This window comes from Enterobacter sp. Acro-832 (assembly GCF_011752745.1).
Lineage (GTDB): Bacteria > Pseudomonadota > Gammaproteobacteria > Enterobacterales > Enterobacteriaceae > Enterobacter > Enterobacter quasiroggenkampii.
The window spans coordinates 72948-99700 of sequence record NZ_VWWX01000001.1 but is presented as its reverse complement, the minus strand read 5'-3'; the positions used below and the strand labels follow the sequence as shown (position 1 = coordinate 99700).

Genomic DNA, 26753 nt, shown 5'->3' with positions numbered 1-26753 from the left:
GGAACGCTATGACGGACTGGCATACACGGGCCATTATTTACCAGATAGATACCGCACTCTTTTATGATTTGAACGGCGATGGCTGCGGGGACATCGCCGGGATAGCGGCCAAGCTGCGCTACATTCGCCGGATGGGGGCGACGGTTATCTGGATCACCCCGTTTTACCTAACACCCTTTCTCGATGAAGGCTATGACGTCAGCGACCATCTCCAGGTGGACCCCCGCTTCGGAAAGCTGGCCGATATCATTGCCCTTATCGAACAGGCCCGCGAGCTGGGCATGCAGGTCATTATTGAGCTGCTGATCCAGCACACCTCCGACGCGCACCCCTGGTTCCAGCAGGCCCGCCGTAACCCGGCGTCACCCTACCGGGATTACTACCTCTGGTCAGACACTGACGACGACGATACGCCCCCGATGTTTCCCGGCGTGGAGGAGAGCATCTGGAGCTGGGACGACGAGGCGGGACAATACTACCGGCACATGTTCTATCGCCACGAACCGGACCTGAACCTGACCTCACCCGCGGTGCTGAAAGAGATTGAGAACATCATCCTCTTCTGGCTCAAGCTGGGCGTATCGGGGTTCCGCCTGGATGCCGCCTCCCACCTGACCACGCAGGCGGGAAATGGTGATGAAAAAAAGGGTCTGTGGATCCTCGAGCATATGCGCCGTCTTATTGAGGAGCATAATCCGGAGGCGATCCTGCTGGGTGAAGTGGACGTCGAGGTGGAGGCCTATCAGGACTACTTTGGCAATAATGACCGCCTGAATCTGGTGCTCAATTTCTGGCTCAACAAGTATTTTTACGTCAGCCTGGCCCGAAAAAGCGCCCGCCCGCTGCGCAACGCGGTGAAGAAGATGATCGTTCCGCCCGATTCATGCTGTTTTGCCAACTGGCTGCGCAATCACGACGAACTGGATCTGGAGGGCATCAGCCAGAAAGACAAACAGTTTGTCCTCGATACCTTCGCCCCTGACGACGAGATGAACGTCTACCAGCGCGGGATCCGCCGTCGCCTGGCCCCGATGCTCAACGGCGATCTGAAGCGGCTGGCGTTCTGCCACGCGGTACTCTTTTCCCTGCCTGGCGTTCCGGTGATGCGTTATGGCGATGAGATCGGCATGGGGGATGACCTCGATCTGGAGGAGCGCTACGCCGTCCGCACGCCGATGCAGTGGGCGGGATCGCAAGGCGGCGGTTTTTCGGCAGCCGACCCGGAAAAATTTATCGCGCCGATTATCGACCGCGGCCCTTATCGCTATCAGAAAATCAACGTCGCCGATTCGCTGCTCCACCGCAACTCGCTTCTGCACCGGATCATTGATATCGCCAATACCCGCTCGGAGTTCCCCGAAATCGCCGTTGCGCCCTTTCGGCTCCTCACGATCGATAGTGACGCGGTGCTGGGGATCTATTACGAGACCGAAGAACGCAGCATCCTGACCTTTGTTAACTTCAGCGACCAGCCGGTACGGTTCACCGTCAAAGGGATCCGCAACGCCACCTGGACCGCCTGTCTTGCGGACAAACGCTACGATGACGCGCTGGTTTGCGGTAAAACCGTCGAGCTCAGCCTTGGCGGCTACGGCTATCGCTGGTTCTGGACGCACCGCAGCGCGCTGCGCTGATTACGGTTTCCGGCGGGTGAGCAAACGCGTTAATACAATCCCCGCCAACGCCAGCCCCCCTAACGCCACTTTGCCCGGCATACCGGAGGTCACGGACGTCGCGCGGGTTTTCGCTTCGTCAGTGAAACGGCCATGGATCTTGTGCAGGTCGTTAACCGGCTGGTCGAGATAGTCCCGGCGGTCCGGCGCGTTCAGATCGTCCGTCATCTGACCTTCCCAGGCTTTCTTCACCATCAGCCGGTCCAGAAAACTCGGGAAGAGGAACTGCCCGACAATCGACTGGATGGTGCTGCTGCCTACCCACAGCTCACGCACCGGCTTTTGCGCCACCCTGAAGATGGCGCTGGCGGCGACTTCAGGCTCGAAAACCGGCGGTACCGGCCGCATCGCCCACGCGAACTTGTTCCTTGCCCATTCAAACTGCGGCGTGTTAAGCCCCGGCATCTGCACCATCGAAAGCTGAACCCGGCTGTTCTCATGCATCAGCTCGGTACGTACCGCGTCGGTAAACCCGCGGATCGCCGCTTTGGCCCCACAGTAGGCGGACTGCAGGGGAATGGAACGGTAGGCCAGCGCGGACCCTACCTGGATAATCACGCCCCTGTCGCGCGGAACCATAAGCTCGAGCGCCGCGCGGGTACCGTTCACGTAGCCGAGGTACGTCACCTCAGTCACGCGTCGAAACTCGTCCGGCGTAAGGGTGCGAAACGGTGCCAGCACGGCCCCCATGGCGTTGTTGACCCAGACATCAATCGCGCCGAGGCGATACTCAATGTCGTTAGCCGCGTCCACCACCGCCTGACTGTCGGCGACGTCAGCCTGCACGGCGTGTGCATTCACGCCGAAGCGGCGCAACTCTTCCTGGGTGGAGTGCAGGCTTGCCTCATCGCGGGCGATGAGGCCGACATCGTAACCTGCTTTTGCAAAGTGCAGCGCCGTGGCTTTTCCCACGCCCGCCGTCCCACCGGTAATTACTATGACAGCCATAGAACCTCCACGCGAAATCAACCGTTATGCCCGTCCGACAATGCTGTCACCAGCTCGGCCAGCGAAAAATGCACCGCTTTTTCCACCACGTCCTGACAGTCGCCGGAGAAAAGCACGGTGCGGGTTTGCGTCTCGCCCTGGATGTTCCACGCAAAGCAGACCGTCCCCGCCGCCGTGCCATCGTCGCCCCCTTCCGGGCCAGCATAGCCGCTGATGGCGATACTGATATCCGCCTGGGCGATGTCGCGGATGCTGGCGGCCATCTCGGTCACCGTCTGCTCACTGACGGCGGTATAGCGCGCGAGCGTCTCAGGACGAACACCGAGGATCCGCGCTTTGGCTTCGTCGCTGAATACGACCAGGCCAACATCATAAAAATCGGCCGTGTTCTCTTCGGCGCAAAGTGCTACCGATAGCTTTCCGCCGGTACAGGATTCCGCCGTGGTTAAGCGAAGCCCGAGATCGGTTAGTTTGCTCGCCAGTTTTTTCGTCAGTTCACCCACGGTATAATTGTTGTCGTGAAAAAGATTGCTCATCTTTTCGCCTCTTATTTCTCAAAAGGAATGATTGAAATATGTCCATTGCGCTCAAGTATGGCATATTTAATTTGGCTTATTTCGGTAATACCATTATTTTGACGCGCTGACACCAGAATATCATCGCAAGAGACATCGACCTTTTTGAGTTTATCCGCCAGGGGTACGCCGTTTTCCACCAGAATCACGGGAGTGCCGTCCAGAATATTCTCCACCGGGGAAAAATACTTCTTCATAAGGCCAAAAATAATATCCACTACCACCAGAGTGGTAATCGTAATCATCGCACCGGTGACGGAAAAATCTTGTCCGAGAAGCGCCTGCTGCGTAGCTTCACTAATTATCAGGAGCAGAATGAGATCGAAGCTGGTCATCTGCAGCAGCGCACGCCGCCCGGCCACTTTAAATACCACCACGAGGAACAGATAAATCGCCAGCGCACGAAAGACCATATCCATATCAGCCTCCTAGGGGTAAATAAATTGCCAGAGGGTTATCTCCGGTTCGTTGTTTACACGAACGGTCGTGTTCCATTTACCGGCTCTCGAAGGCGTGGTGAAAAGTAACACCGCGAAGCGGTCTGACTTTTTCAGGTTGTTATAGACAAAATAGAGGGTCTTGCCACGGCTGAACATGCTGTCCGGCTGCGGCCAGACGCTGCCAGGCTCGTAAACATCGCTGCTCTCGCTGGCCATGCTGAGAACATACTTTCCCTCTGTTCGCACCGGGAACGCCAGCGCCATTCGCGTCTCCGTCTCCCGGCGGCCAAACCGTTCATAGCTTATGGTCAGTGATTTAGCGGAATTGGTTTTAACCGTATCGCTGACCCACCCGCTTGAAAACAGACCGGCGATAGCGGCGATGATAATAGCCAGCAGAACAATAAAACCCACCTGACGAAACGCGTATTCAAACGTCAGCAAGCGATAACTCTCATCTATCCCGGGCAACTTTTCATTTTCACGCTTCATGGTCATCGTCACCGTTTCGCTTATTATCCGATAAGTTTGATTTTTCACGCGAATGTTTTTAGGACTTATCACATTTGCCACATAAAGAAATAGCAACAATACTTAATAAGTCAAGACACCCAAAATGAAGGATATCCGATGAAATTATCACTTATTTCCGCTTTTATGATATTTCTGGTTCCGGCCGCCTTCGCAGATAATAACGGCGGGTTACAAAAAGGTGAAGCTCCGCCGCCACCCCATGCGCTGGATAGCGGATATCGCGGAACCGATGATGCGCGTATTATGACCATCGATCAGGCAAAACAACTGCACGACGGTGCGACCATTTCATTACGCGGTAATCTTATTGACGGTAGCGGCGATAAGTTTGTATTTCAGGATAAAACCGGAAAAATCGACGTTATTATTCCCCAGGCAGTCTTCGACGGCAGAACGGTAAAACCCGACCAGATGATCAGTATCAACGGTTCGCTTGATAAAAAATCATCCCCTGCCGTCGTCCGTGTTGATCGTTTGCAGAAATAATTCAGCGAAGCGTTAACGCTGCAGTTATCCATCAAATCTCACCCCTTGGCTTAAGGAGTCAGCTATGAGTGATACTAAACAACGTACGAACGCTTACCCGCAGCCCCCGTTCCCGGAACAGCCACAAACGCCACCGGGACTGGCATCCGAAATGCAACCCGTACCCGACCACGGGGAAACCAGCTATAAAGGGCATGGCCGCCTGGCGGGCAAAAAAGCGCTGATCACCGGCGGTGACTCGGGTATCGGTCGCGCTGTAGCCATCGCCTATGCCCGTGAAGGCGCGGACGTGGCCATTAACTACCTGCCTGAAGAGGAAAAAGACGCCGCTGAGGTTATCGACCTGATCAAAGCCGAAGGGCGGAACGCCGTCGCGCTGCCGGGGGACGTCCGGGACGAAACCTTCTGCCAGAATCTGGTCGAAGAAGCCGTCTCGAAGCTGGGCGGGCTGGATATTCTGATCAACAACGCCGGTCGCCAGCAGTTCCGTGAATCGCTTGAAGAGCTGACCACCGAAGATTTTGACGCGACGTTTAAAACTAACGTGTACGCGCCTTTCTGGATCACGAAGGCGGCTCTGCGCCACCTGAAAGCCTCGTCCGTGATCATTAATACCTCCTCCGTCCAGGCGGTGAAGCCCAGCCCGGTGCTACTGGACTACGCTCAGACGAAAGCCTGTCTGGCGGTATTTACCAAATCCTTAGCCAAGCAGCTGGGTCCGAAAGGCATTCGCGTCAACGCGGTCGCTCCCGGTCCCTACTGGACGGTGCTGCAGTCCAGCGGCGGCCAGCCGATGGAAAAAGTGAAGGAGTTTGGCGGAGATACGCCGCTGGGACGTCCGGGTCAGCCCGTCGAGATTGCCCCGCTGTACGTCACGCTGGCCTCGGATGAATGTTCATTTACGTCCGGCCAGGTGTGGTGTTCTGACGGCGGTGACGGGGTCATCTAACCGCATAACCCTTTCCCCTCAGCAATGAGCAATAAATGAACAAGGATGTTCGCTCCTATTCCCCTGCCGAAAAACATGTTGTAACTCAAACAGATCAAATGTTAAAAATATTTTGCTATCAGGTTATCAAAATTAAACAACTTAACTTGTCACCCGCATCGCTCTGTTTTTAACATCGCCTATGGAAAAAAATGGTCTGTTCAGTCAGCGCATACGCTTGCGCCATTTGCATACATTTGTGGCCGTCGCTCAACAGGGAACGCTGGGGCGTGCGGCTGAAACTCTTAACCTGAGCCAGCCTGCGCTCTCGAAAACCCTCAACGAGCTGGAACAGCTGACCGGCGCCCGTCTTTTTGACCGCGGTCGGCTGGGTGCGCAGCTTACCATCGTGGGCGAACAGTTCCTTACGCACGCCGTTAAGGTGCTGGATGCGCTCAATACCGCAGGCCAGTCCCTGCATCGAAAAGAAGAGCACAGCAGCGAGGTCGTCCGCGTCGGGGCCCTGCCTACCGCCGCGCTGGGCATTCTTCCGCCGGTGATTGGTCAGTTCCACAAGCAGCAACGGCATACTACGATCCAGGTTGCCACCATGAATAACACCATGCTGCTCGCGGGACTGAAATCGGGCGAACTGGATATCGGTATCGGCCGCATGTCCGATCCTGAACTGATGGGGGGTCTCAATTACGAACTGCTGTTCCTGGAATCCCTGAAGCTGGTGGTTCGTCCCGATCACCCTCTGCTGCAGGACACGGTGACGTTAAGCCGCGTGATGGAGTGGCCGGTGGTGGTGTGTCCAAAAGGGACCGTCCCACGTCAGACCGCCGAAACCTTGCTGCAAATGCAGGGGTGTACGCTGCCATCAGGGTGCATCGAAACGCTGTCGGCCTCGCTTTCACGCCAGCTCACGCTCGACTATGACTACGTCTGGTTCGTTCCCTCCGGCGCAGTAAAAGATGATTTGCGCCAGGGCACGCTGACCGCTCTCCCGGTAACGGCCCCCGGCGCCGGTGAACCTATTGGTATTTTGACCCGGGTAGATACTCCGCTTTCCACGGGTGCGCAGACGCTACTGAGCGCCATCCGCAAATCAATGCCGGTTTAAAACCTTTTCGCCCCTCCCCCTAACCCTCTCCCCTCAGGGGCGAGGGGGCTGTCCTGCGCGTTAATCAAATAATGCGGAATAAATCATTAACAATTGCGTAAAACAATTTAACAGTTTTATCATAGCGGCGAATTCACCAAATGGTTCGCTAATTATTTGACAGAAACGAATTCACCGGCATTAACCATCAATCCCACCGCATTTATTACCCAACTGGTACATACCCGACACGGCGGGGGATCTAAGGAGACAGAAATGGCATTTGGCAGCGCGCCGCGCGGGATACCTCGTATTCTGCAGTGGCTTCTTGCCGGACTGATGATGCTCATCGGTCTGGCCGTCGGCGGGTTGGGCTTAAAGCTCGCCACCGTAGGCGGAAGTAGTTACTTCCTGATAATGGGCGTGGTAATGGTGATTGCCGCGATCCTGATTTTCCTCAACCGCACCAGCGGGATCCTGCTTTACGGCATCGCGTTTATTGCCTCGCTGTTCTGGGCGGTAAGCGATGCAGGCTGGGATTTCTGGCCGCTCTTCTCCCGCCTGTTTACCTTTGCCGTGCTGGCGTTCCTGTGCGCCATCGTCTGGCCCTTCCTGCGCGCAGCAAACCACACTGCACCGAACAAAGCCCCCGCTTTTGGCGTCGCGGCGCTACTAGCGGTGGCCATGCTGGTCAGCCTGGGCTGGATGTTTAAGCCGCAAACCCTCGTGGCAGCGAACGAGCCCGTTCCGGTGAAACCCGTTGCACCCGGCGAGCAGCAAAAGAACTGGGAACACTGGGGCAACACCACCCACGGCGACCGTTTCGCCGCGCTGGACCAGATTAACAAGCAAAACGTCAGCTCGCTGAAAGTCGCGTGGGTTGCGCACACCGGCGATATTCCGCAGAGCAACGGCTCGGGTGCGGAAGATCAGAACACCCCTCTGCAGATTGGCGACACGCTGTATGTCTGTACGCCGTACAGTAAAGTGCTGGCGCTGGACGTGGATTCCGGTAAAGAAAAATGGCGTTATGATTCGAAAGCGACCGCGCCGAACTGGCAACGCTGCCGCGGTCTGGGCTACTTTGAAGATCATGCAAACGTGACAGCGTCACAGACCGGAACATCGCCAGCGGCATGCCCTCGCCGCCTGTTCCTGCCCACCACCGATGCCCGTCTGATTGCCATCAACGCGGATAACGGCAAGGTCTGCGACGACTTTGGCGACCATGGCATCGTGGATCTGAGCGTCGGCATGGGTGAGATTAAGCCCGGATATTATCAGCAAACCTCCACGCCGCTGGTTGCCGGGAATGTTGTCGTCGTTGGCGGTCGCGTCGCGGATAACTACTCTACCGGTGAACCGCCGGGCGTGGTGCGCGCCTACGACGTTCACACCGGTAAACTGGCCTGGGCGTGGGATCCGGGTAATCCGAACCTGACCGGCCTGCCGCCGGAAGGCCAGACCTACACCCGCGGTACGCCGAACGTCTGGTCTGCGATGTCTTACGACGCCAAACTGAACCTGATCTACCTGCCAACCGGCAACGCCACGCCAGACTTCTGGGCGGGCGAGCGTACCGCGCTGGACGATAAGTACAGTTCCTCCATCGTCGCCGTCGACGCGGCCACCGGTCAGGTCCGCTGGCATTTCCAGACCACCCACCACGATCTCTGGGACTTCGATCTGCCTTCCCAGCCGCTGCTGTACGACCTGCCTGACGGTAAGGGCGGCACCACGCCGGTGCTGGTGCAGACCAGCAAGCAGGGCATGATCTTCATGCTTAACCGCGAAACCGGCAAGCCGGTGGCGAAGGTAGAGGAACGCCCTGTCCCGGCGGGTAACGTTGAAGGTGAACGCTACTCCCCAACCCAGCCGTACTCCGTTGGCATGCCGATGATTGGCAACCAGACGCTGACCGAGTCCGACATGTGGGGCGCCACACCTGTTGACCTGCTGCTGTGCCGCATTCAGTTTAAAGAGATGCGTCATCAGGGCGTCTTCACCCCGCCTGGTCTCGACCGTTCCCTGCAGTTCCCTGGCTCACTCGGCGGGATGAACTGGGGCAGCGTCTCCGTTGACCCGAACAACAGCCTGATGTTCGTCAACGATATGCGTCTGGGTCTGGCGAACTATATGGTGCCGCGCGCGAACGTGGCGAAAAATGCCAGCGGCATCGAGATGGGGATTGTTCCAATGGACGGCACGCCGTTCGGCGCGATGCGTGAACGCTTCCTGTCACCGCTGGGCATTCCGTGCCAGAAGCCGCCGTTTGGCACCATGTCAGCCGTTGACCTGAAAACCGGCAAGCTGGTGTGGCAGGTTCCTGTCGGCACGGTGGAAGATACCGGCCCGCTGGGCATTCGCATGCACATGCCAATCCCAATCGGTATGCCGACCCTGGGCGCGTCGCTCTCTACCCAGTCCGGTCTGCTGTTCTTTGCCGGTACCCAGGATTTCTACCTGCGCGCGTTTGATACCGCCACCGGGAAAGAGATCTGGAAAGATCGCCTGCCGGTTGGCAGCCAGTCCGGCCCGATGACCTACGTGTCGCCGAAAACCGGTAAGCAGTACATCATCATTAACGCCGGTGGCGCCCGTCAGTCGCCGGACCGCGGTGATTACGTTATCGCGTACGCATTACCTGATAAGAAATAAGATGTGAAAAAGGGACCGAAAGGTCCCTTTTTTGTAGGTCAGTTTTTGTAGGTCGGGTAAGCGAAGCGCCAGCCGACGCAACACGCCGCTCAGAACGTCTCCCAGTTATCCCCGGAAACCGTCGCCGCCGGGCGCAATGGTACGTTCTGCGCCACCGGTGCAGCCGTCATCACGCGGCCCTGCTTTGCGCTGTTCAACCGAAACGCGCCAACCGCCTCGGTCAGACGCGCGCCCTGTTCTTCCAGAGACGCCGCCGCCGCGGAGGCTTCTTCCACCAGCGAGGCGTTCTGCTGGGTCACTTTATCCATTTCAGAAATCGCCTGGCTCACCTGCACAATACCGCGGCTCTGCTCATCGGACGCTGCGGCGATCTCCAGCATGATGTCGGTAACGCGTTTCACCGCGTCGACAATCTCATTCATGGTGTTACCGGCGGCCACAACCTCGCCGGAGCCCTGGTCGATCAGCGATACCGATTCGTTGATCAGGCTTTCGATCTCTTTTGCGGCATTCGCACTGCGGCTTGCCAGAGTGCGCACTTCACTTGCCACCACGGCAAATCCGCGCCCTTGTTCACCCGCACGGGCCGCTTCTACCGCCGCGTTAAGCGCCAGGATATTGGTCTGGAAGGCAATGCTGTTAATCACGGCGGTGATTTCAGAGATCTTCTTCGAGCTGCTGGAGATATTGCCCATGGTTTTCACCACGCCGGAGACCATCTGGCCGCCGCGGGTGGCTTTGCCGGAAGCATCTTCCGCCAGCTTGCTGGCATGATGGGCGTTATCGGCGTTCTGCTTCACCGTCGCGGTCAGCTGTTCCATGCTCGCGGCGGTTTGCTCGATGGCGGCAGCCTGCTGCTCGGTGCGGGAAGAGAGATCGGTGTTACCGGCAGAAATTTCGCTGGTGCCACGGTAGATTTCCTCCGCCCCCTGACGCACGGTGCCGACCGTTTTTTCAAGCGAGTGCTGCATGGTTTGCAGATCGCGCGTCAGGCGACCAATTTCGCTGCGCCCCGCCACGTCGTCCGGCATCGTCAGGTCGCCCTTAGCGATATTCTCGATACGTTTCGCTGCTCGCTGCAGCGGATTGATTACCGTGCGGCGCAGCACGACAAAGGTCATCGCCGTCAGCACCAGCGCCAGCGCAAACGCGCCCACCATAAACATCAGGCCCAACTGCGTGCGGCTGTGCGCCTGCGCCGTCAGCGCATTGGCACGGTCGGTACGGATCTTAATCGCCTTCAGCAGTACGGCGTTATAAGCGTCATCCAGCGGACGCGCCGTTTCGTTTTCGTGATTGATGATCGCTTCGAACATGCCGTTTTTGGCGAATTTGACCATCGGCTGCATGCCAGCGATATAGGCGTCGTAACGCGCCTTGAGATCCGCGTCCAGCGCTGCGCCCTCGGCGGTGCGCACGGCACGATTCATGTAGGCGGTAAAGCTCTCCTGGGACTGCTTAATGCGTGTTTCCGCCTCGCTGATGTTCTGCTTCATGGCGTCCATCTCCGCGATACGGCTTGCCGCACCGGCGTGGATCAGATTGATACGCGCGGTTCGCAGATGGTTTGAGCTGTTCGACAGCCCCATACGCACCTGAATTTCAGCTGTGACATCCTGCTGATCGTTATCGGCCTGCAGCAGGAAATAACCCGCAAGACCCGAGCTCAAGGCAAACAGAAGAATAATGCCACCGAGAATGGAGGAAAACAGCGGAACCAGCCTGATGTGATGCAAGAAGCTCAGCTTGCGCTGCGCCAGCATCGAAGTAGTGTTGTCCATGACCGTCGACTCTCTTGTAGGTAAGATGCGTAAAAACACGCCTGTTAAATAGTCATCGGCACGGCAGAGATTTAGATTACGGCTAAAAACGCCGCACTGGTCACACTTTAGAGAAGATTATTAAAGAAACGCCAGCGGCGAAAAACCGCTGGCAGAAGAGTTACTTGTCGCCGAAATGGATAACGGTACGGATGGATTTTCCTTCGTGCATCAGATCAAACGCCTCGTTGATCTGCTCCAGCGGTAAGCGATGGGTAATGAACGGATCGAGCTGAATCTTGCCGACCATGGCATCTTCAACCATACCCGGAAGCTGGGTACGCCCCTTCACGCCGCCAAACGCGGAACCGCGCCATACGCGCCCGGTGACCAACTGGAATGGACGGGTTTTAATTTCCTGGCCCGCACCGGCCACGCCAATGATGATGCTCTCGCCCCAGCCTTTGTGGCAGCACTCCAGTGCGGAACGCATCACGTTCACGTTGCCGATACACTCAAAGCTGAAGTCCACGCCGCCGTCGGTCATCTCAACGATAACGTCCTGAATCGGCTTCTCGTGATCTTTCGGGTTCACGAAATCGGTCGCGCCCATTTCACCCGCCAGCCTGAATTTCTCCGGGTTAGTGTCGACCGCGATGATACGACCGGCCTTCGCCTGCACCGCGCCCTGAATCACCGCCAGACCAATGCCGCCGAGACCGAACACCGCCACGGTATCGCCCTCTTTGACTTTTGCCGTGTTATGCACCGCGCCAATACCGGTGGTCACGCCGCAGCCCAGCAGGCAGACTTTGTCCAGCGGCGCCTGCGGGTTCACCTTCGCCAGCGAGATCTCCGCGCAAACGGTGTATTCGCTGAAGGTACTGGTGCCCATGTAGTGATAAACCGGCTCGCCGTTGTAAGAGAAACGGGTCGTCCCGTCCGGCATCAGCCCTTTCCCCTGGGTGGCGCGCACCGCCTGGCAGAGGTTAGTTTTGCCGGATTTACAGAACTTGCATTCGCCGCATTCCGCGGTGTACAGCGGGATCACGTGATCGCCCGGCTTCAGGCTGGTCACGCCCTCGCCCACTTCCACCACAATCCCGCCGCCTTCATGACCGAGCACCGCCGGGAAGACGCCTTCCGGGTCATCGCCCGAGAGCGTAAACGCATCGGTATGGCAGACGCCGGTATGGGTGATTTTGATCAGCACTTCGCCTTTCTTCGGCGGTGCCACGTCAATTTCAACGATTTTGAGCGGCTGGCCGGGGCCAAATGCAACTGCAGCGCGAGATTTCATATGCCTTCCCTTTTTTGTCAGGTATGTGGATTTATTTTAGATAAGAGCGCAGTAAATGGCCGACTTCCGCCATGCGTACGGCTCGCTGATCCGGCGTGGTGTCCCCCGCAACCAGCTCATCTTTGAGGTGAATTTCAACCATTTCGCCCATCAGGCCATTGGCAGCCCCGCGCACGGCGGCAATTTGCTGCAGGATGGCCAGGCAGGGGTCGCCCGACTCCAGCGCGCGTTCAAGGGCATCAACCTGGCCCCGAATGCGGCGGACGCGGGTAAGAATACGTTTTTTATCTTCGGGTGAATGCGGCATACGCCCTCCTGATACTATAGGGGGGTATGGTATTTCAGTTTCCTGGTGATGTAAACCTTCTGTTTCCGTTGCAACAGCAGCGTATCTACTGCATATCATCAACCAGGCAAATGAAACATTAAAAAGGTATAAAATACTGAAATATATTATTTTTAAATAACATTATTTGCCTAACCGAATTGAAGCTCCCGTTGTTTAGTGACGATTTCATACACAGCAGGAGTTAACACATGGCATGGAACAAACACGCAGCAGCCCTGCACGCACGCCAGAATGCCGGCACTTCATCGCAAAGACGCTGTGGAGAATTTACGCGTAAGGCAATACGTGCAGGTGGCGTGGATATTGGCAATACACCCAACGCAAAAGACTATGGCAGTAACCTTGAACGAGCAGGTTTTCGAGTTTTAGGGCAAGGTGAAACATTTTCTGCGTCTCAGAACGCGTTACAGCTCGTTTTGAGCACCATTAACAGCGCCAGGCTCAACATTGATGTTGCGGCTTACAGTTTCACCAGTAAGCCGGTGGCGGCGGCGCTCGTCGCCGCCAAAAATCGCGGGGTGGCAGTGCGGGTTGTGGCTGATGAAAAGAGTAACAACGGCAAATACACCGCCGTTACGTTCCTTGCAAACCAGGGCGTGCCGGTGCGTCTTAATGGCCGGTACGACATCATGCACAATAAATTTATGGTTGTGGATGGCAACACAGTGCAAACCGGATCATTTAACTACACGGCCACCGCCGTAAGCCGCAACGCCAAAAACGTTCTGCTGATTAAGGAGGTTCCGGAGCTGGCCGCAACGTACCAGGGGGAATTTAACAGGCTGTGGAACGAATCTGAAAAGAAGTCAGGCAACCTTAATTAGCTGGACATGGCTTGATCCATGAATATAATAACCTTAAAAATCAGATGGATATGGTGAGCTGAATGTTATCAAGTGTTGATTTTAGTGGCATGGGAATGTTTCTGTTCCTGCACGCAATTATTATATTAATTACTCCGGTTTGCTTAATTGCAGGTATCGCAAAATTCAAACATGACAGCGGTAAGGTATCTCTTTATGTCGGGATAGGCTTGAGCTTATACCTAGTAAAGTTGTTCTGTATTGATTAGACTCCCCCTGGAATTTTTGAGAATAGGCTCCTGTTACTGAAAAAGCCCCGTCTCTGGACTGACCCCAGAACGTTGGACAGTTCATGTTAAGCGGCTTTTATACCCTGCCGGTGCAATCTTTTGAGAATCTTTATCACGTCACTCGCAGAATGACCACCGTAGTTCTGGCGTGTCTGCCCCTCTTCTGATTCAGTAACAATGATGGTTTCCAGCGTTACCTAAGCCAGTTCACCCAGATCGCGTAACGTCATCCCTGTATCGTGTGAATGTATGCAGCGAGTGATCTGGTTTGCTACATCCTGACAAAGCCCCTCTACAGCATCACGATATGCCAGGCGATGGCAGCGGTTATTTTCGATATCGTAAATCAGTTTTGCGATCGCTGTCTTAACGGTTTTGACTTCTGGAAATTTCGTTTTTGTTGAGCCTGACTGCTCCAGCGGGGATAAGCTGGTCGCCGGTGCGGCGTTAGGGGTGCTAGTCTGGGTGTGATGGGTCATAGTCATGGGTTCTTTCTCCGTCAGTGTGAATTTCGTCTTCGTGTCGCCTGACGGTTCGGCCTCCCTGCCACAACCTGCCCAGCAAGGGCGCGCAGCGTTCATATACCCTTGCTGGCCAGGTTGTGACGGGGAACGATTACCGGAAGCTGATACGGAGGGGAAAGGCATCACAGGAGAAAATGACGGCCAGCACATCCGGACGTAGCGCCCCTTACGCGGCGGCGGTGAAATGTCTTTCGAAGAGGATAGCGAAGCTATCCCTTTGGGGGCGGGGCAAATAGCCAGCTATTTGGGCGAGTCCGGCGCAGGGCGTGGCGGGGTTTCCTACCTTAGACGCTAGCGAGTAGCCCGAAACCAGCAGGGGTTCGGCGTAGCTTAGCCGGTGCTGGCAGCGGGTTAGCGGAGTGCGGCTCGACGACTGCCCGAAATGGGCAGGAGCCGAAGGGGTTCTTTTGGACAGAATAATCTGAACGTCCAGATGGCGGAAAAGCCGCTGTAATTGCTTTCATTCCCAGTCTTTCGTTGGATTAAGTTCTGGGTTACAGTCATTTCGTGCAAATGATATATTGCATAAGCACAGTGCTATTATTCAGGGAGTTATCATCATGGGGATGATTTTGTTACCAGTTTGTATTGTTTTAGTCATATTAGTTATCACTGTTGTTGGATTACTTAAAAAGGGTGGCGGTGGCTCTTTTTTTAGAGCGTTATGCCTTGTTGTCGTTGGAGTGGTCCTGTTCATTTATTTTGTTTTGCCTTTCTCTTTCTATAGTGGCGGTCATTAATAAATAACCAACATCAACCCAAGAGAACTGTTTTTGTTGTGACCGCTTTGATATAAAAGGGGATTTATGAGTCAATTTTTTGGTTATACCCCATATTTTGGTTGGGGATTTGAATTAATGGTTATCTGTATAATATGGGGACTACCCGCCCTAGCTTTTATTTATTTAAGTTTAATGATTTTCAAATTTGGAACCAGACCTGTGAAAATATCACTATCAGCGTTTATTTGCCTGGTTGCGGTTATTATAATTTATAGAGGATTTTCGAGCTAACACATTATCATTTTAAGTGAGCAGAATCACCTCAACGCCCAGACGGCCGCGATGTATAGAATTTATTTTATTGACAAAGAAGGAACTTAAATGAGGCGCAACACCGTTAGCTCAAAAATTAAATCATTTATATTGCTCATAATTACATTTTTTTTGCATGGATGCTATTCATTAGATCAAAACGAGTTCTGTCCATTTGGAATGGGACTAAGTGAAGAAGAAGATACCAGTTCGCCTGTGTACGTTGACTCAAATAATATTAAACTGTCCGGACAAGAACAAAAATCTCTTATAAGTAAATCTCGTACTTTTTCTGCTAAAATAATAAATGAAACTTATGATGTGGCGGAATATGCATGCACAAATAAAGAAATCCCAGCAAAAATGCAACAGCAAACTCAAGATCTTGCTTTTATATATTTAAATTCTTGGGTTGTGCATCCATGGACATGGAGTGATAACGGCAAGTTACAGCTAAACATGTTGCATGAAGCATTTAAAGAAAACAACACATTTAATATAATGACAGGAACGTTCTGTGCTGTTGGGTTATGCACGCCCAAAGAGTTTCTTAATTTTTGCAAAACAAAGGAAAGAAATTTTTTGCATAATGAGGAGGCTAACGACGCCCTCGCAAAATTTTATATCTCCAGCCAAAATTATACTAAAACCTACCCAAAAATGAGAACGGTAAGCTATTGCAAGGGGCCAAAGTGGTAAGTACCTTCACCGACGCGAGATCGGGGGAGTTCGAGGATTTACCTGTAATATAGCGCCACAACAAAACGCGCAGCGTTCATATACCCTTGCTGGACAGCTTATGACGGGGAACGATTACCGGAAGCTGATACGAAGGGGAAATGCATCACAGGAGAAAATGACGACCAGCACATCCGGACGTAGCGCCCCTTACACTGCGGCGGTGAAATGTTTCATCATTTTTTTTGAATTTGACGTTGAATTTCAGCCTCGCCGGTCGCAGCTGCAGGACGTTGGCCAGCTGCAACCAGCGACGATATGAAAAGTTAAAATTCATCAACTTATGAAAGTAAGATGGTGAATTGCCATCATTAAAGGAAGGCGATGTGGTTGTTATTCAGCCCTATGATGGCGGTAATCCTGCGGGTCACATGGCAATTTATGACGCCACTACCTTTCTTACGGGATGTTCAACACAAATGGATGCGCCGGAAAAACGTACTCATGACTTTTACACGTTTTACCTCACTGCTTTCGTTACAGACAGCAAAGAAGATAATCTCGATTCACCAAAAATGCGTGACTATATTGCGCAAGACACGCTCTCCCGACTGCAAAAAATTTCCTCTTTCTATGAACAAGAAATTATCGGTTCTGATTATTTTACCTATACGCAAGACTATGCGGCGGAGTGGATCCCTGACCTAAGCGTAAGCAACGCGATAAACTCGGTGTCCGGGAAAGTTGTTAACGTTCAGTTGGGTGTGGGTAATGAGCGGAAACTGCATCTAAAAGTGTATCTGCGCAATGAAGACGGTAAATGGAAAATATATCGCGTCACCGATGCGAGCCATCATTTCGAACAGTATATTTTTGACGAGAGGGCGATTGCTGCGGCACAACGATATGCGGCCAGTATAACTTCACCATAATTAGCAAGATCGGTCAGGATTATGACCATTCAATGAGGCAAAGTGGGTCATCAGGAGGATGCAATGAACGATGCAATCAAAACGACCTACCGCGAGCGCTTCACGATGGTGTGCGACTATATTGCCCACCATCTCGATGAGCCACTCACGCTGGAGAAGCTCAGCGCGATAGCCTGCTGTTCGCCTTATCATTTTCACCGGCAGTTTCTGGCATTTAGCGGTCAGCCTCTGTATCGCTATATCCAGTGGCTACGCCTGCGTCATGCTTCCTGGCGACTGGCGTTTAATCCTCAGGATAAGGTGATTGATATTGCGCTCGATGCCGGTTTCCAGAGCCCGGAATCGTTCAGTCGCGCCTTCAGAAACGCGTTTGGAAAAAGCCCCCGTCAGTTTCGGCAACAGCCGGACTGGCTGAAATGGCATCAACGCGTACCGAAAATGACCTTTCAGGAGCAAAAAACGATGGAAATTAAGATTGTCGATTTCCCACAGACCCAAGTGGCAATGCTGCAGCACCGTGGCAGTCCGGATCGGGTTAATGACAGCGCGGCGAAGTTTATTGCCTGGCGTAAAACCACGGGCTTATCGCCAGTACACGAAAGCAGCACGTTTGGCATTGCCTGGGATGACCCGGCAACTACGCCAGCAGACGCCTTTCGTTTCGATATCTGCGGCAGTATCCGGGAACCGATACCAGAGAATGAATTTGGCGTTTCCAGTGGTGAAATTGACGGCGGACGCTACGCCGTCGGGCGCCACACCGGTTCGCTGGATACCATTTCCGCCATGGTGTGGTCGATGTTTCGCGACTGGCTACCGGCCAGCGGCGAAACGCTGCGCGATGCCCCGGCATTTTTCCACTACCTCAACTTTATTCACGAGGTGCCGGAACACGCGCTGCAAACGGATATCTACCTGCCGTTAAATTGACGATCCGTTACAGACCTCCCTTTCTGCCGGGTGGCACTGCGCTTACCCGGCCTACCGTCCCCTGACAGCCTGCGCCAGCGTCTGCAGTTCCTCCTTCAACCAGCGGGTCGCGCCCCGCTGGCCGCTGCGTTTATGCGAGTAAATTTTCACTTCAAACGTGCGTATCGGAAACGGTAGCGCAAAAATCCTGAGATCCGCTGTCTTAATCAGCTTCTCCGCGGCATAGCGGGGGATCGCCATCAGCAGGTCACTTTCCGCTACGATAAACGGTGCGCTGAGCATCGACGGCGTTTTGATCGCGATTTGTCGGGTAAAGCCCAATTGTTCAAGCCGCACGTCCAGAACGCCCTGCTTCTCATTCCACGGCGTAACCACCAGGTGCCGGGCCGCGAGATAATCCTCCAGCGTCAGCCGGGTCCGGCTTGCGTTGCTGATGACCACATACTCATCTTCAAACCAGCCGATCTCTTCCAGTTCCGGATGACGGATATCCTCCGGCGTGCTGAAGCCCAGCGCCAGATCCACCTCGCCCGCCAGCAGTTCCGTCAGCGCCGGGCTGTGCGGCAGATAGCGCAATTCAAAGCGTAAACCCGGGGCTGTAAGCTGCAGCCTGTGCATCAGAGCCGGAAAAATGCAAAGCGCGGTAAAGTCCGTTATCGCAATCTGCAAGCTCTCCGTACTGCTGGCTGCATCAAACTCCGGCTGCGGGGTCAGCTCATGATTCAGGAACGACAGTGCAGAAGCAATCGAAGGCGCGAGCTGAGAAGCATACACGCTGGGGGACATGCGATGCCCTTCGCGGAAGAACAGCGGGTCATTCAGGGTGGCACGCAGACGCGACAGCGCATGGCTGAGCGCGGATGTGCTCATCGCCAGCTCGTCAGCGGCCAGCCGAACGGAACGGTGGCGGTATATCGCGTCGAAAACGGGCAGCAGGTTCAAATCAAGCCGTCTCAGTATCGGATGCATAATATTCATCATATGTTGATTTCATTGCACTTAATTCTTCGGACAATACGCCGTATGCTTAATGCCATCAACCAGGACACACGCTAAAAAGCAGGAAAAACAATGAGCATCACCCTTCGTCAGGCCCGTCCCGAAGATGCGGCGGCCATTTACGCCATGATTTACGAGCTGGCGGTGTATGAAAAAGCCCCGGAAGAAGTGGTTACCACACCGGAGGAGATCCGGGAAACGCTCTTTGGCGCAGGTACTAAAACAGAGGCATTGATCGCGGAGTGTGAAGGCAAGATCGCCGGCTATGCCGTGTTCTTCACCAGCTATTCTACCTGGCTCGGACGCAACGGGATTTATATGGAAGACCTGTATGTTTCCCCAGCTTATCGCGGCCTGGGGGCGGGAAAAGCACTGCTGAAACATATCGCGCAGCTGGCGGTAAAACGACAGTGCGGTCGTCTTGAATGGAGTGTGCTGGACTGGAACCAGCCCGCCATCGACTTTTACCTGAGCATTGGCGCGCTGCCGCAGCCCGAGTGGGTACGCTACCGTCTGGATGGTGAAGCGCTGCTGAACTTTGCCGAATAGCGGCACGCGCTACCCGAGAAGATCCCACCCCACGGGATCGCGCTTTCCTGCGTCGATCCCGTCTCAACAGTTTCTGAATTTATGCTACCCTTCCATAAATTTCATAAACATAGTGCAGAACGCCATGACGACAGCCCCTTTTATCCGCCCTCAACTCACCCTGCCCAACGGCGCTGACAAACTGCTGCTGCACTCCTGCTGCGCCCCCTGCTCCGGTGAAGTGATGGAGGCTATTCAGGCGTCGGGCATTGAGTACACCATTTTCTTCTATAACCCCAATATCCATCCGCAAAAGGAATACCTCATTCGTAAGGAGGAGAATATTCGGTTTGCGGAAAAGCACGGCGTGCCGTTTGTTGATGCCGATTACGACACCGATAACTGGTTTGAGCGTGCGAAAGGCATGGAATGGGAACCCGAGCGCGGCGTCCGCTGCACCATGTGCTTCGATATGCGTTTCGAGCGCACGGCGCTCTATGCGGCAGAAAATGGATTCAGCGTTATCAGCAGCTCGCTGGGGATCTCCCGCTGGAAGAACATGCAGCAGATAAACGACTGCGGCCAGCGTGCGGCCGCACGCTATCCGGGTATGGTTTACTGGGACTATAACTGGCGCAAACAGGGCGGCTCCTCACGCATGATTGAGATCAGCAAGCGGGAGCAATTTTACCAGCAGGAATATTGCGGGTGCGTTTATTCGCTTAGAGACAGTAACCTGCACCGTAAGTCTCAGGGTCGCCCGCTGATCCGCATCGGGAAACTGTATTACGGTCAGGATGACAATGAGAAATAACAGGTTCCCGGTATAGAGATATATCCGAAAACCGCCCTGTCAGGTGCTGAATTTAGCCTTGCGTCTCCCACATCCGCAAAGAGCGGCTATCCTTTAACTATCAACAAAAGGAGGCAAAAATGTCTGATATCGGTACTGATAAAAACACCCAGTTTGCTGAAGACAAGGCAAAAAATAAATTTGATGAACTTGCAGGTTCAGCGCAGCAGCAGTTTGGTGAATTCGTCGATTCACCAAAACATCAGGTTAAAGGTGCCGCGAAAAAATACGCCGCTCAGGCCAGCGATGCCGTTTCCGACGTCACAGAAGCGGTCAGAAATAATCCCCTCACCGGCCTCATCGCCGCGGGTGCTGTCGGTATTGTTCTCGGCCTGTTGCTGGGTCGAAAATAAATCAGAGCCCTTCGGGGCTTTATTTTTGTCATCAGCTAAATAACCGTACCATGCGGTCTAACTCATCCTCTTTCACGGCACGTGAAAGATAATATCCCTGAAAGTTTTTAACGCCCAGCGCGACGAGTTTCTCGAACTTTTCTTCGCTATCAACCCCTTCTGCAATACAGTCAGTGCCGGTCATGTCGCTATAAATCTGAATCGCTTTTATCAAATTGTAGTCATTGTCATTTGCCACAAAGTGATCGACGATGTCCCGATCCAGCTTGAGTCCATCGAAATGGACCTGGCGCACCGGGAACATGGTTTGATGGTTAGAAAAGCAGTCATCCAGAAATAAACGACACCCCGTTTTGCGTAAATGCCGCATGGTTTCAGGGATCCTTTTATCCTTCGTCACGTCGATATCCTCTGCAAATTCAAAGACCAGCTTTTCCGCCCACTGCGGTTTAAGCAGCATATCGATGGCCTTTCGTGCCATATCAGGCAAGGCATTTCCGGAAGCCAGACGAGGCGGGATATTCACAGAAAAATAATATTTCCCGTTATACTTATTAATACCTGAAACGGCAGCATGGATGACCAAGGCCGTTATTTGCAGCCATATCTCATGATTGGTAATATCCGTTAAAAAACTGGCAGGCTTGACAATTTTACCGTTTTTATTCCAGCGAATCAGTATTTCAAACCCAACACCTTTTTTATCACGATCGGTAATAATCTGATATGCCGGAAATATTTCGCGATTACGTAGGGCATTAAAAATGTCGGTTTCCTTCTCCGTGAGCCCCGTTTTTTGACGTGGGTGTTTAGCAGGCATTTCTGCTTTAAAATTATGCGGATCGTGTAGCCAACGCTTAATTAAGTGTAATTTAAGCACACCTTCCTTACGGTGGGTATACACCGTTTTATTCGACAACCCCATTCTATCGCACATTTCTTTTACGGACATGCCGCGGTAGAAACTTAATAATACGTCAATTTCCCTTCGTGTTAACCACTTGAGATTTTCTTGCGAGGAAATATCCATGTAGCGTTCGCGTAATGCGCGAGAGCGATCCTTAAAACTTTTGTAATGGGTATGAAAACAGGCTATTACATCAGAAACGCTGGCTACGCGAATCAATGATAGTTGATAGCGGTTATTTAAAAGACTGCCCAGCGTGCGGTACAGCCAGCCATCAGGAATATCACCATACAGGGTGACATGCCGAATAACGGGGAGTGCATTGAGTACCGAGGCCAGTCGCTTCAGGCTTTCCAGGAGGTTGACCACGCCTTTCCCGAGAAACACCACGATATGGGCATCCTGATTTTTAAGGATATTTTCAATATCCTGTTGAGATGCCTCATCTCCGTTAAAGTGGATCCGGGAAGCATGGATTCCGTATTTATTAAGGATCGAACAATATCCCTGGAATGTGAAACCGCAGGCTGAGATGACAAACTTATGTTCATCGCACGCCCCATTTCTGAGAGAAATTTTGTGGGTCATAACCTGCTCCTGGGCACCAAAGCGCCATTTCCATTTGAGTATGCGTAAAATTTATTGCATCTGTTGCGAAGTATAATTTTACAGTAGCACCCAGGGTTAAGAAACTGTTATCAGTCTAATTCACCGGAACATCTTTGCGTTAATCACCCGCGTTTAAATATACTTTTCTTTTCAAATAACCACGGCAAATGTTTTATTCTCAGGGTATAATGAAAATTCCGAAAAAGAAGACTGGATACTTCATCTATCGGCTCATTCAAATACGAGAAAAATGCTATGGATAATCATATCTCATCCAGGGCCTTGCTACATCGAAGGGATGTTATAAAAAACAATCCACGATTCGGTGAGGCAATATTAGAGCACTACACAATTAATGACACCATCTACAAAAAACAACCTTTGTTCTACAAGACAATGCTGCAGGAATCACGGTTCAACATTATCCTCTCCATGTGTTGTTTTATTTTTGGAAATCAGGCCGAGTCAGTCTCAGAAATTAAAGAGTTATGTTCTCGCTATAAGATAGCCAGCCCCAACAGCGTTATTGCGATCATTACGATACTCAGAACCACCGGGCGCATCAGGACCTGGCGCTGTACGGAAGACAGACGCAAAACGAGAATCGCGCCAACCGAAAAAGGCCTGAATGAACTTAAGCGATATATGTCCGGCGCTTTTTTGCCCGTCAGCATTCTTTACCCAACATTCAATATTAACGTGAACCTGCTGGATAATGATATTTTGAGAAATAACTTCTTCCGCCGCGCGGCAGAATATCTTTTTCGGGGATTAACGTTCAGAAAGGTGTTGCCTGAAGTGGGATTATTTATCGATAAAGATGGCGGACGTATGATTATGCTTTATCTTTACCTGCAGGCCATGAAAAATAAATCTGCCCATGGTGCCGTCATCGACTATTCAGCCAGCACGCTCGCAAAAGAATTTTTTGTATCGCGTATCCACGTCAACCGGATTATCAAATCGGCTCAGGAGGCAGGCTATCTGAAAGATCGGGGTGATGGTCGGCTATCGGTCTATCCGGCGTTTATCGAACTCGTCGAAAATTATGCCGGGTTATATTTTGCGTATGTTACGCATTACATCAACGTTGTTCCTAAAGAGCGACGCCACGTTCACAACGTGACGTCAACCGTATAATCCACCAGGCGTTCGGTATCCCGAACGCCTTTCACTTATCTTTCCCGCAGCGCCTCTTTTGCCTTGTTCAGCGGTTTCAACAGATAATCCAGAATAGTTTTGCTGCCGGTTTTAATATCAACGGTGGCAATCATGCCCGGAAAGACCGGAAATTCCTGACCCTGCTTATTAGTCAGATGGTTACTGTCGGTACGAATATAGACGCGATAGTAATAAACATCTCTTTTCACCTCATCCTGCAGGGTGTCCGGCGAAATCATGGTCACTTCCCCTTCCAGCCCACCGTAAATGGAGTAGTCATAGGCCGTCACTTTCACCAGCGCCTTCTGGCCGGGATGGATAAACGCCACATCGCGCGGCGAAATTTTCGCTTCTACCACCATCTGATCGTCAAGCGGAACCAGACTCATCAGCTTGCCGTTCGGCGGGATGACGCCGCCCACGGTCGTGACGTCAATATCCTTCACGATCCCGCGAACCGGCGCATTGAAGGTCAGTCGGGTCAGGGAGTCTTCCCGCCCCTTCATCACCGAACGCTGGGCTTCGATCTCCGCATTGGCTTTCGCCAGCTCTTCGCGGGCGCGGACGTAATACTGGTTTTTCATCTCGGTGATTTTATTCTCAAGCTCATTTTTTTGACGCTCAAGACGCAGCACCTCCACCTTGCTGGCCGCCCCCTGGGTCACCAGCGGACGGGTCAACGACAGCTCACGCTGCACCAGCTCGGCACCCTGACGTAAACCCGCCAGCCCTTTTTCAAGGCTCTCGCGACGGGACTGATAGAGCGCCGTTTCCTGCTTAACCAGCTCAACGTCGTCCTCCAGCTCCTCGGGAAACGTCAGCTCCGTGTCGTTAACTTCGGCCTTCAGGCGTGCCGCCGTGGCCAGCGCCGCATTCAGACGCGACTCGCTCTCCAGCACGCTCGACTCGGTTTTTGTCCGATCAAGCTGCGCGAGCTGCTGGCCGCGCTCGACGATGTCGCCTTCGCGCACCATCAGGCTATGGATAATGCCGCCTTCCAGGGACTGGATGACCTGCTCATGCGAAGACGGTATCACCTTGCCGCTGCCTGTCGTCACCTCATCAAGATGGAACAGGCTCGCCCAGGCGATAAACACCACCAGCAGGGCGAACAGGGACCATGCCACCAGGGTAGAGCGCGGAAGGCGAGGCTCCTTCAGTCGGCTATTAAAACGGGAGAAATCATTCATGCCGCGCCCTCCTCTGCAACCGCCGCCGGTTTCATGGTCACGGTGCGCTGTGCTGTCTTTTGCGGCGCCATACCGTGCTGGCGCAGGATGGCGTCACGCGGGCCGTCCATCACCACCTTGCCGTTTTCCAGCACGATGATGCGGTCAACCAGGTCAAGGATCGGCAGGCGATGCGTCGCCACCACCAGCGTCCGGCGCTTACCCAGCCATGTGTGAAGATGCTGAATAAACTGCTTCTCGCTCATTTCGTCCAGCCAGGCCGTTGGCTCGTCCAGCAGCAGAATCGTCGGCGAGGTGATCAGGGCGCGCGCCAGCAGCAGCGCCTGACGCTGTCCGCCCGAGAGGCCCGTTCCGCCCTCGTTGATGATAGTGTTCAGCCCCATTTTCTGTTTGCGCACAAACTCCAGCGCGCCACTGTTGACCAGCGCCTGGTGAATCTCATCGTCGGTCGCCAGCGGGTTACCCATCAGGATGTTGTCCCGCACGGAGCCAAAGAACAGACGGGCCTGCTGGCTCAGCAGCTGCATGTCGCGACGCACGTCGGCCGGATCAAGATGATTAAGGGCAATATCGTCCAGCAGAATGCTGCCCTGCTGCGGCTCCTGCATGCCCGCCAGAAGCTGTAACAGCGTGCTTTTGCCGGAGCCATTGCGCCCGAGCACCGCCACACGCTCTCCGGCGCGGATCTGCAGCTTGCTGATGTTGAGCACGGTGAGTTTCTCTTCCTCGTCGTAATAAAACCCCACGTCCTCAAGCGCATAGTCGCCGCGCAGGTGGGCTTTGTGCACCTTCTTGCCGTGCTGCGGATCGTCAATCGGCCGCTGCATCAGGTCGTCCAGCCCCTTACGGGCCACTTTTGCCGACTGCCAGCGTGAGAGCACGCCTGAGATCTGCGACAGCGGCGCAATGGTCCGCGACGCCAGAATCGAGGTACCCACCAGCGCACCGGTGGTCATGTCACCGCTGATGACCAGATAGCAGCCCACCAGCAGCACCACCGCGTAAACAATGGACTGCACCTCCTGGGTCCAGGTAAGCAGCAGGCCCGTCAGCCAGCGCTGCTTCATGCCGACGCTGGCGGCGACGTCGTTGGTGTTATTCCACTGATTCTGGAAACGCTGCTCGGCGCGCATCAGCTTGATGTCTTCAATGCCCTGCACCGCTTCCACCAGCGTGGCGTTACGAATGGCGGATTCACGCATCCCTTCGCTGGAGAGTTTCCCCAGCGGGCGCTGCACCAGCAGGCCCGGAATAAGCAACAGCGGCACGGCGAGCAGGACCACCAGCACCAGCGGACCGCCAATCATCCACAGAATGAAGACGAACAGCAGGAAGAACGGCAGATCGGAGAGGGCCGCAATGGTCGTCGAGGTGATTAGCTCGCGCACCGACTCCAGCTCGCGGATCTGCGCGATAAACGATCCGGTTGATTTCGAGCGTGCGCCGTTTTTAATCCGCAGCGCGTGGGCAAAGACGCGTTCAGAGATACGCAGATCGGCGCGCTTCCCCACCACGTCAGAAATGTGTACGCGCAGCATGCGCATGATGAATTCGAACACGATGGCAATCATCACGCCGCCAAACAGCACCCACAGCGTGGCTTCTGACTGCGACGGTACCACCCTGTCGTAGACCTGCATGGAGAAGACCATGCCGGAAAGCGCCAGCACGTTGGCGACCAGCGCCACCAGCATAATGTCGCTGTAGCGTCGCCAGTCCTTCAGCGCCAGCTGCCAGAACCAGTTTTTCTCATACGGTTTGATGTAGTCATCCACGCGGGCATCCGGCGTGGACTCGAGCGGGCGCAGCACCATCAGGCCCTTTAATCGCGACCCGAGCGCCTCGCGCGTCAGCGTCGTCTCCAGGCCGCCGTCGCCGCTGAACTGCAGGCTGACGTTGCCTTCGTTGTCCATGCGGTTGATCACCGCAATCTGCCCGCCGGTGAATTCTGCCAGCAGCGGCAGACGCCACGGATCGAGGGAGACCGCTTCCGCCGCCACCACACGCATCCCCAGCCCAAGCTGGCGCGCCATCTCCTCCAGCACCAGCTGGCGCGGCGACTGGCTTTCATGGTTAATCGTGACCCGAACGTGCTCCACCGAAAAGTCCAGCCGGTAGTGCTTCGCGATGATGAGCATGCCCTGCAGCCAGGGTTCGTACTGTGGATGTGTCTTCATAATCTCCGGGTTAACGCAATTCGTGTAAA

The 26753-nt window shown here is 54.0% G+C and carries 25 protein-coding genes and 1 pseudogene; 14 read left to right on the top strand and 12 right to left on the bottom strand.

Annotation, left to right across the window (positions count from 1 at the left end; translation table 11 throughout):
• Nucleotides 1-8 precede the first annotated feature (8 nt).
• Entirely contained in the window at nucleotides 9-1634 is a 1626-nt protein-coding gene (locus F3J31_RS00420) for an alpha-amylase family protein (protein ID WP_167210554.1), read from the top strand.
• Here F3J31_RS00420 and F3J31_RS00415 read toward each other — a convergent pair whose 3' ends face one another.
• From F3J31_RS00415 to F3J31_RS00400, 4 genes are read right to left on the bottom strand one after another with little or no spacing between them, the layout of a single operon-like run.
• Nucleotides 1635-2621 (bottom strand): SDR family oxidoreductase, encoded by a 987-nt coding sequence (locus tag F3J31_RS00415; RefSeq protein WP_167210552.1) that lies wholly within the window; start codon nucleotides 2619-2621, stop codon nucleotides 1635-1637. It lies immediately after the preceding gene.
• Nucleotides 2622-2638: 17 nt separating this feature from the next.
• Complete coding sequence (locus F3J31_RS00410) at nucleotides 2639-3157, bottom strand: 2-oxo-tetronate isomerase (protein ID WP_045910504.1); 519 nt, start codon at nucleotides 3155-3157, stop codon at nucleotides 2639-2641.
• A gap of 11 nt (nucleotides 3158-3168) precedes the next feature.
• Nucleotides 3169-3615 (bottom strand): YetF domain-containing protein, encoded by a 447-nt coding sequence (locus tag F3J31_RS00405; protein WP_008502280.1) that lies wholly within the window; start codon nucleotides 3613-3615, stop codon nucleotides 3169-3171.
• A gap of 9 nt (nucleotides 3616-3624) precedes the next feature.
• Entirely contained in the window at nucleotides 3625-4128 is a 504-nt protein-coding gene (locus F3J31_RS00400; protein WP_045910626.1) for a hypothetical protein, read from the bottom strand.
• A gap of 138 nt (nucleotides 4129-4266) precedes the next feature.
• Between F3J31_RS00400 and F3J31_RS00395 the strand changes: the two genes are divergently transcribed.
• The 4 genes from F3J31_RS00395 to F3J31_RS00380 all read left to right on the top strand — a co-directional run bounded on the left by F3J31_RS00395 (nucleotide 4267) and on the right by F3J31_RS00380 (nucleotide 9347).
• Nucleotides 4267-4656 (top strand): YdeI family stress tolerance OB fold protein, encoded by a 390-nt coding sequence (locus F3J31_RS00395; protein WP_045910503.1) that lies wholly within the window; start codon nucleotides 4267-4269, stop codon nucleotides 4654-4656.
• 64 nt (nucleotides 4657-4720) lie between these two features.
• On the top strand, nucleotides 4721-5605 hold the full coding sequence (locus F3J31_RS00390) for an SDR family oxidoreductase (RefSeq protein WP_045910502.1): 885 nt from the start codon (nucleotides 4721-4723) through the stop codon (nucleotides 5603-5605).
• 181 nt (nucleotides 5606-5786) lie between these two features.
• Nucleotides 5787-6710 carry a LysR substrate-binding domain-containing protein gene (locus F3J31_RS00385; protein ID WP_045910501.1) on the top strand — a complete coding sequence of 308 codons (924 nt, stop codon included), beginning with the start codon at nucleotides 5787-5789 and terminating at the stop codon, nucleotides 6708-6710.
• A 255-nt stretch (nucleotides 6711-6965) separates the two neighbouring features.
• Nucleotides 6966-9347, top strand: a complete 2382-nt coding sequence (locus tag F3J31_RS00380) for a glucose/quinate/shikimate family membrane-bound PQQ-dependent dehydrogenase (RefSeq protein ID WP_048030532.1) — start codon at nucleotides 6966-6968, stop codon at nucleotides 9345-9347.
• 89 nt (nucleotides 9348-9436) lie between these two features.
• Here F3J31_RS00380 and F3J31_RS00375 read toward each other — a convergent pair whose 3' ends face one another.
• The 3 genes from F3J31_RS00375 to F3J31_RS00365 form a co-directional block, all read right to left on the bottom strand.
• Nucleotides 9437-11128, bottom strand: a complete 1692-nt coding sequence (locus tag F3J31_RS00375; protein WP_167210549.1) for a methyl-accepting chemotaxis protein — start codon at nucleotides 11126-11128, stop codon at nucleotides 9437-9439.
• Between the two features lie 160 nt (nucleotides 11129-11288).
• A complete protein-coding gene (locus tag F3J31_RS00370) occupies nucleotides 11289-12407 on the bottom strand; it encodes an S-(hydroxymethyl)glutathione dehydrogenase/class III alcohol dehydrogenase (protein ID WP_021242543.1) in 1119 nt (372 codons plus the stop codon).
• A 31-nt stretch (nucleotides 12408-12438) separates the two neighbouring features.
• Nucleotides 12439-12714 carry a metal/formaldehyde-sensitive transcriptional repressor gene (locus tag F3J31_RS00365; RefSeq protein ID WP_008502288.1) on the bottom strand — a complete coding sequence of 92 codons (276 nt, stop codon included), beginning with the start codon at nucleotides 12712-12714 and terminating at the stop codon, nucleotides 12439-12441.
• 230 nt (nucleotides 12715-12944) lie between these two features.
• Here F3J31_RS00365 and F3J31_RS00360 point away from each other — a divergent pair, with 230 nt between their 5' ends.
• A complete protein-coding gene (locus tag F3J31_RS00360; protein ID WP_205246175.1) occupies nucleotides 12945-13580 on the top strand; it encodes a phospholipase D family protein in 636 nt (211 codons plus the stop codon).
• Between the two features lie 466 nt (nucleotides 13581-14046).
• Here the strand turns inward: F3J31_RS00360 and F3J31_RS00355 are convergent, their stop codons facing one another.
• Entirely contained in the window at nucleotides 14047-14334 is a 288-nt protein-coding gene (locus tag F3J31_RS00355) for a hypothetical protein (protein ID WP_240152752.1), read from the bottom strand.
• 1142 nt (nucleotides 14335-15476) lie between these two features.
• On the opposite strand from F3J31_RS00355, the gene F3J31_RS00350 reads away from it, so the two are divergent.
• The 4 genes and pseudogenes from F3J31_RS00350 to F3J31_RS00340 all read left to right on the top strand — a co-directional run bounded on the left by F3J31_RS00350 (nucleotide 15477) and on the right by F3J31_RS00340 (nucleotide 17947).
• A complete protein-coding gene (locus F3J31_RS00350) occupies nucleotides 15477-16106 on the top strand; it encodes a hypothetical protein (protein ID WP_111966702.1) in 630 nt (209 codons plus the stop codon).
• 338 nt (nucleotides 16107-16444) lie between these two features.
• A pseudogene (locus F3J31_RS23520) lies at nucleotides 16445-16549 on the top strand (hypothetical protein); the annotation flags it as partial.
• 15 nt (nucleotides 16550-16564) lie between these two features.
• Nucleotides 16565-17017 carry a YbjP/YqhG family protein gene (locus F3J31_RS00345; RefSeq protein ID WP_345790444.1) on the top strand — a complete coding sequence of 151 codons (453 nt, stop codon included), beginning with the start codon at nucleotides 16565-16567 and terminating at the stop codon, nucleotides 17015-17017.
• A gap of 63 nt (nucleotides 17018-17080) precedes the next feature.
• Nucleotides 17081-17947, top strand: coding sequence for an AraC family transcriptional regulator (locus tag F3J31_RS00340; protein WP_167210546.1), 867 nt, complete (start codon nucleotides 17081-17083; stop codon nucleotides 17945-17947).
• 51 nt (nucleotides 17948-17998) lie between these two features.
• Here F3J31_RS00340 and F3J31_RS00335 read toward each other — a convergent pair whose 3' ends face one another.
• On the bottom strand, nucleotides 17999-18928 hold the full coding sequence (locus F3J31_RS00335; protein ID WP_045910498.1) for a LysR family transcriptional regulator: 930 nt from the start codon (nucleotides 18926-18928) through the stop codon (nucleotides 17999-18001).
• A gap of 90 nt (nucleotides 18929-19018) precedes the next feature.
• Between F3J31_RS00335 and F3J31_RS00330 the strand changes: the two genes are divergently transcribed.
• From F3J31_RS00330 to F3J31_RS00320, 3 genes are all read left to right on the top strand, one after another.
• Nucleotides 19019-19495: a GNAT family N-acetyltransferase gene (locus F3J31_RS00330; protein WP_167210543.1), complete on the top strand. Its 477-nt coding sequence runs from the start codon at nucleotides 19019-19021 to the stop codon at nucleotides 19493-19495.
• Between the two features lie 124 nt (nucleotides 19496-19619).
• Entirely contained in the window at nucleotides 19620-20288 is a 669-nt protein-coding gene (locus F3J31_RS00325; RefSeq protein ID WP_063621585.1) for an epoxyqueuosine reductase QueH, read from the top strand.
• Nucleotides 20289-20407: 119 nt separating this feature from the next.
• Nucleotides 20408-20680 (top strand): CsbD family protein, encoded by a 273-nt coding sequence (locus tag F3J31_RS00320; RefSeq protein ID WP_045910495.1) that lies wholly within the window; start codon nucleotides 20408-20410, stop codon nucleotides 20678-20680.
• A gap of 31 nt (nucleotides 20681-20711) precedes the next feature.
• On the opposite strand, the gene F3J31_RS00315 is transcribed toward F3J31_RS00320, so the two are convergent.
• Complete coding sequence (locus F3J31_RS00315; RefSeq protein ID WP_048030546.1) at nucleotides 20712-22175, bottom strand: EAL domain-containing protein; 1464 nt, start codon at nucleotides 22173-22175, stop codon at nucleotides 20712-20714.
• A 276-nt stretch (nucleotides 22176-22451) separates the two neighbouring features.
• Between F3J31_RS00315 and F3J31_RS00310 the strand changes: the two genes are divergently transcribed.
• Nucleotides 22452-23336, top strand: coding sequence for a hypothetical protein (locus F3J31_RS00310; RefSeq protein WP_045910493.1), 885 nt, complete (start codon nucleotides 22452-22454; stop codon nucleotides 23334-23336).
• Nucleotides 23337-23371: 35 nt separating this feature from the next.
• On the opposite strand, the gene F3J31_RS00305 is transcribed toward F3J31_RS00310, so the two are convergent.
• Entirely contained in the window at nucleotides 23372-24547 is a 1176-nt protein-coding gene (locus F3J31_RS00305) for an HlyD family type I secretion periplasmic adaptor subunit (RefSeq protein ID WP_167210540.1), read from the bottom strand.
• Nucleotides 24544-26724 (bottom strand): type I secretion system permease/ATPase, encoded by a 2181-nt coding sequence (locus tag F3J31_RS00300; RefSeq protein WP_167210538.1) that lies wholly within the window; start codon nucleotides 26722-26724, stop codon nucleotides 24544-24546. Before F3J31_RS00300 ends, F3J31_RS00305 begins: the two co-directional genes overlap by 4 nt.
• Nucleotides 26725-26753 lie beyond the last annotated feature (29 nt).

Bases quoted from the DNA above. Each gene is read 5' to 3' on its own strand.
- F3J31_RS00420 (WP_167210554.1), top strand. From the start codon at position 9: ATGACGGACTGGCATACACGGGCCATTATTTACCAGATAGATACCGCA.
- F3J31_RS00415 (WP_167210552.1), bottom strand. From the start codon at position 2,621: ATGGCTGTCATAGTAATTACCGGTGGGACGGCGGGCGTGGGAAAAGCC.
- F3J31_RS00410 (WP_045910504.1), bottom strand. From the start codon at position 3,157: ATGAGCAATCTTTTTCACGACAACAATTATACCGTGGGTGAACTGACG.
- F3J31_RS00405 (WP_008502280.1), bottom strand. From the start codon at position 3,615: ATGGATATGGTCTTTCGTGCGCTGGCGATTTATCTGTTCCTCGTGGTG.
- F3J31_RS00400 (WP_045910626.1), bottom strand. From the start codon at position 4,128: ATGAAGCGTGAAAATGAAAAGTTGCCCGGGATAGATGAGAGTTATCGC.
- F3J31_RS00395 (WP_045910503.1), top strand. From the start codon at position 4,267: ATGAAATTATCACTTATTTCCGCTTTTATGATATTTCTGGTTCCGGCC.
- F3J31_RS00390 (WP_045910502.1), top strand. From the start codon at position 4,721: ATGAGTGATACTAAACAACGTACGAACGCTTACCCGCAGCCCCCGTTC.
- F3J31_RS00385 (WP_045910501.1), top strand. From the start codon at position 5,787: ATGGAAAAAAATGGTCTGTTCAGTCAGCGCATACGCTTGCGCCATTTG.
- F3J31_RS00380 (WP_048030532.1), top strand. From the start codon at position 6,966: ATGGCATTTGGCAGCGCGCCGCGCGGGATACCTCGTATTCTGCAGTGG.
- F3J31_RS00375 (WP_167210549.1), bottom strand. From the start codon at position 11,128: ATGGACAACACTACTTCGATGCTGGCGCAGCGCAAGCTGAGCTTCTTG.
- F3J31_RS00370 (WP_021242543.1), bottom strand. From the start codon at position 12,407: ATGAAATCTCGCGCTGCAGTTGCATTTGGCCCCGGCCAGCCGCTCAAA.
- F3J31_RS00365 (WP_008502288.1), bottom strand. From the start codon at position 12,714: ATGCCGCATTCACCCGAAGATAAAAAACGTATTCTTACCCGCGTCCGC.
- F3J31_RS00360 (WP_205246175.1), top strand. From the start codon at position 12,945: ATGGCATGGAACAAACACGCAGCAGCCCTGCACGCACGCCAGAATGCC.
- F3J31_RS00355 (WP_240152752.1), bottom strand. From the start codon at position 14,334: ATGACTATGACCCATCACACCCAGACTAGCACCCCTAACGCCGCACCG.
- F3J31_RS00350 (WP_111966702.1), top strand. From the start codon at position 15,477: ATGAGGCGCAACACCGTTAGCTCAAAAATTAAATCATTTATATTGCTC.
- F3J31_RS00345 (WP_345790444.1), top strand. From the start codon at position 16,565: ATGGATGCGCCGGAAAAACGTACTCATGACTTTTACACGTTTTACCTC.
- F3J31_RS00340 (WP_167210546.1), top strand. From the start codon at position 17,081: ATGAACGATGCAATCAAAACGACCTACCGCGAGCGCTTCACGATGGTG.
- F3J31_RS00335 (WP_045910498.1), bottom strand. From the start codon at position 18,928: ATGATGAATATTATGCATCCGATACTGAGACGGCTTGATTTGAACCTG.
- F3J31_RS00330 (WP_167210543.1), top strand. From the start codon at position 19,019: ATGAGCATCACCCTTCGTCAGGCCCGTCCCGAAGATGCGGCGGCCATT.
- F3J31_RS00325 (WP_063621585.1), top strand. From the start codon at position 19,620: ATGACGACAGCCCCTTTTATCCGCCCTCAACTCACCCTGCCCAACGGC.
- F3J31_RS00320 (WP_045910495.1), top strand. From the start codon at position 20,408: ATGTCTGATATCGGTACTGATAAAAACACCCAGTTTGCTGAAGACAAG.
- F3J31_RS00315 (WP_048030546.1), bottom strand. From the start codon at position 22,175: ATGACCCACAAAATTTCTCTCAGAAATGGGGCGTGCGATGAACATAAG.
- F3J31_RS00310 (WP_045910493.1), top strand. From the start codon at position 22,452: ATGGATAATCATATCTCATCCAGGGCCTTGCTACATCGAAGGGATGTT.
- F3J31_RS00305 (WP_167210540.1), bottom strand. From the start codon at position 24,547: ATGAATGATTTCTCCCGTTTTAATAGCCGACTGAAGGAGCCTCGCCTT.
- F3J31_RS00300 (WP_167210538.1), bottom strand. From the start codon at position 26,724: ATGAAGACACATCCACAGTACGAACCCTGGCTGCAGGGCATGCTCATC.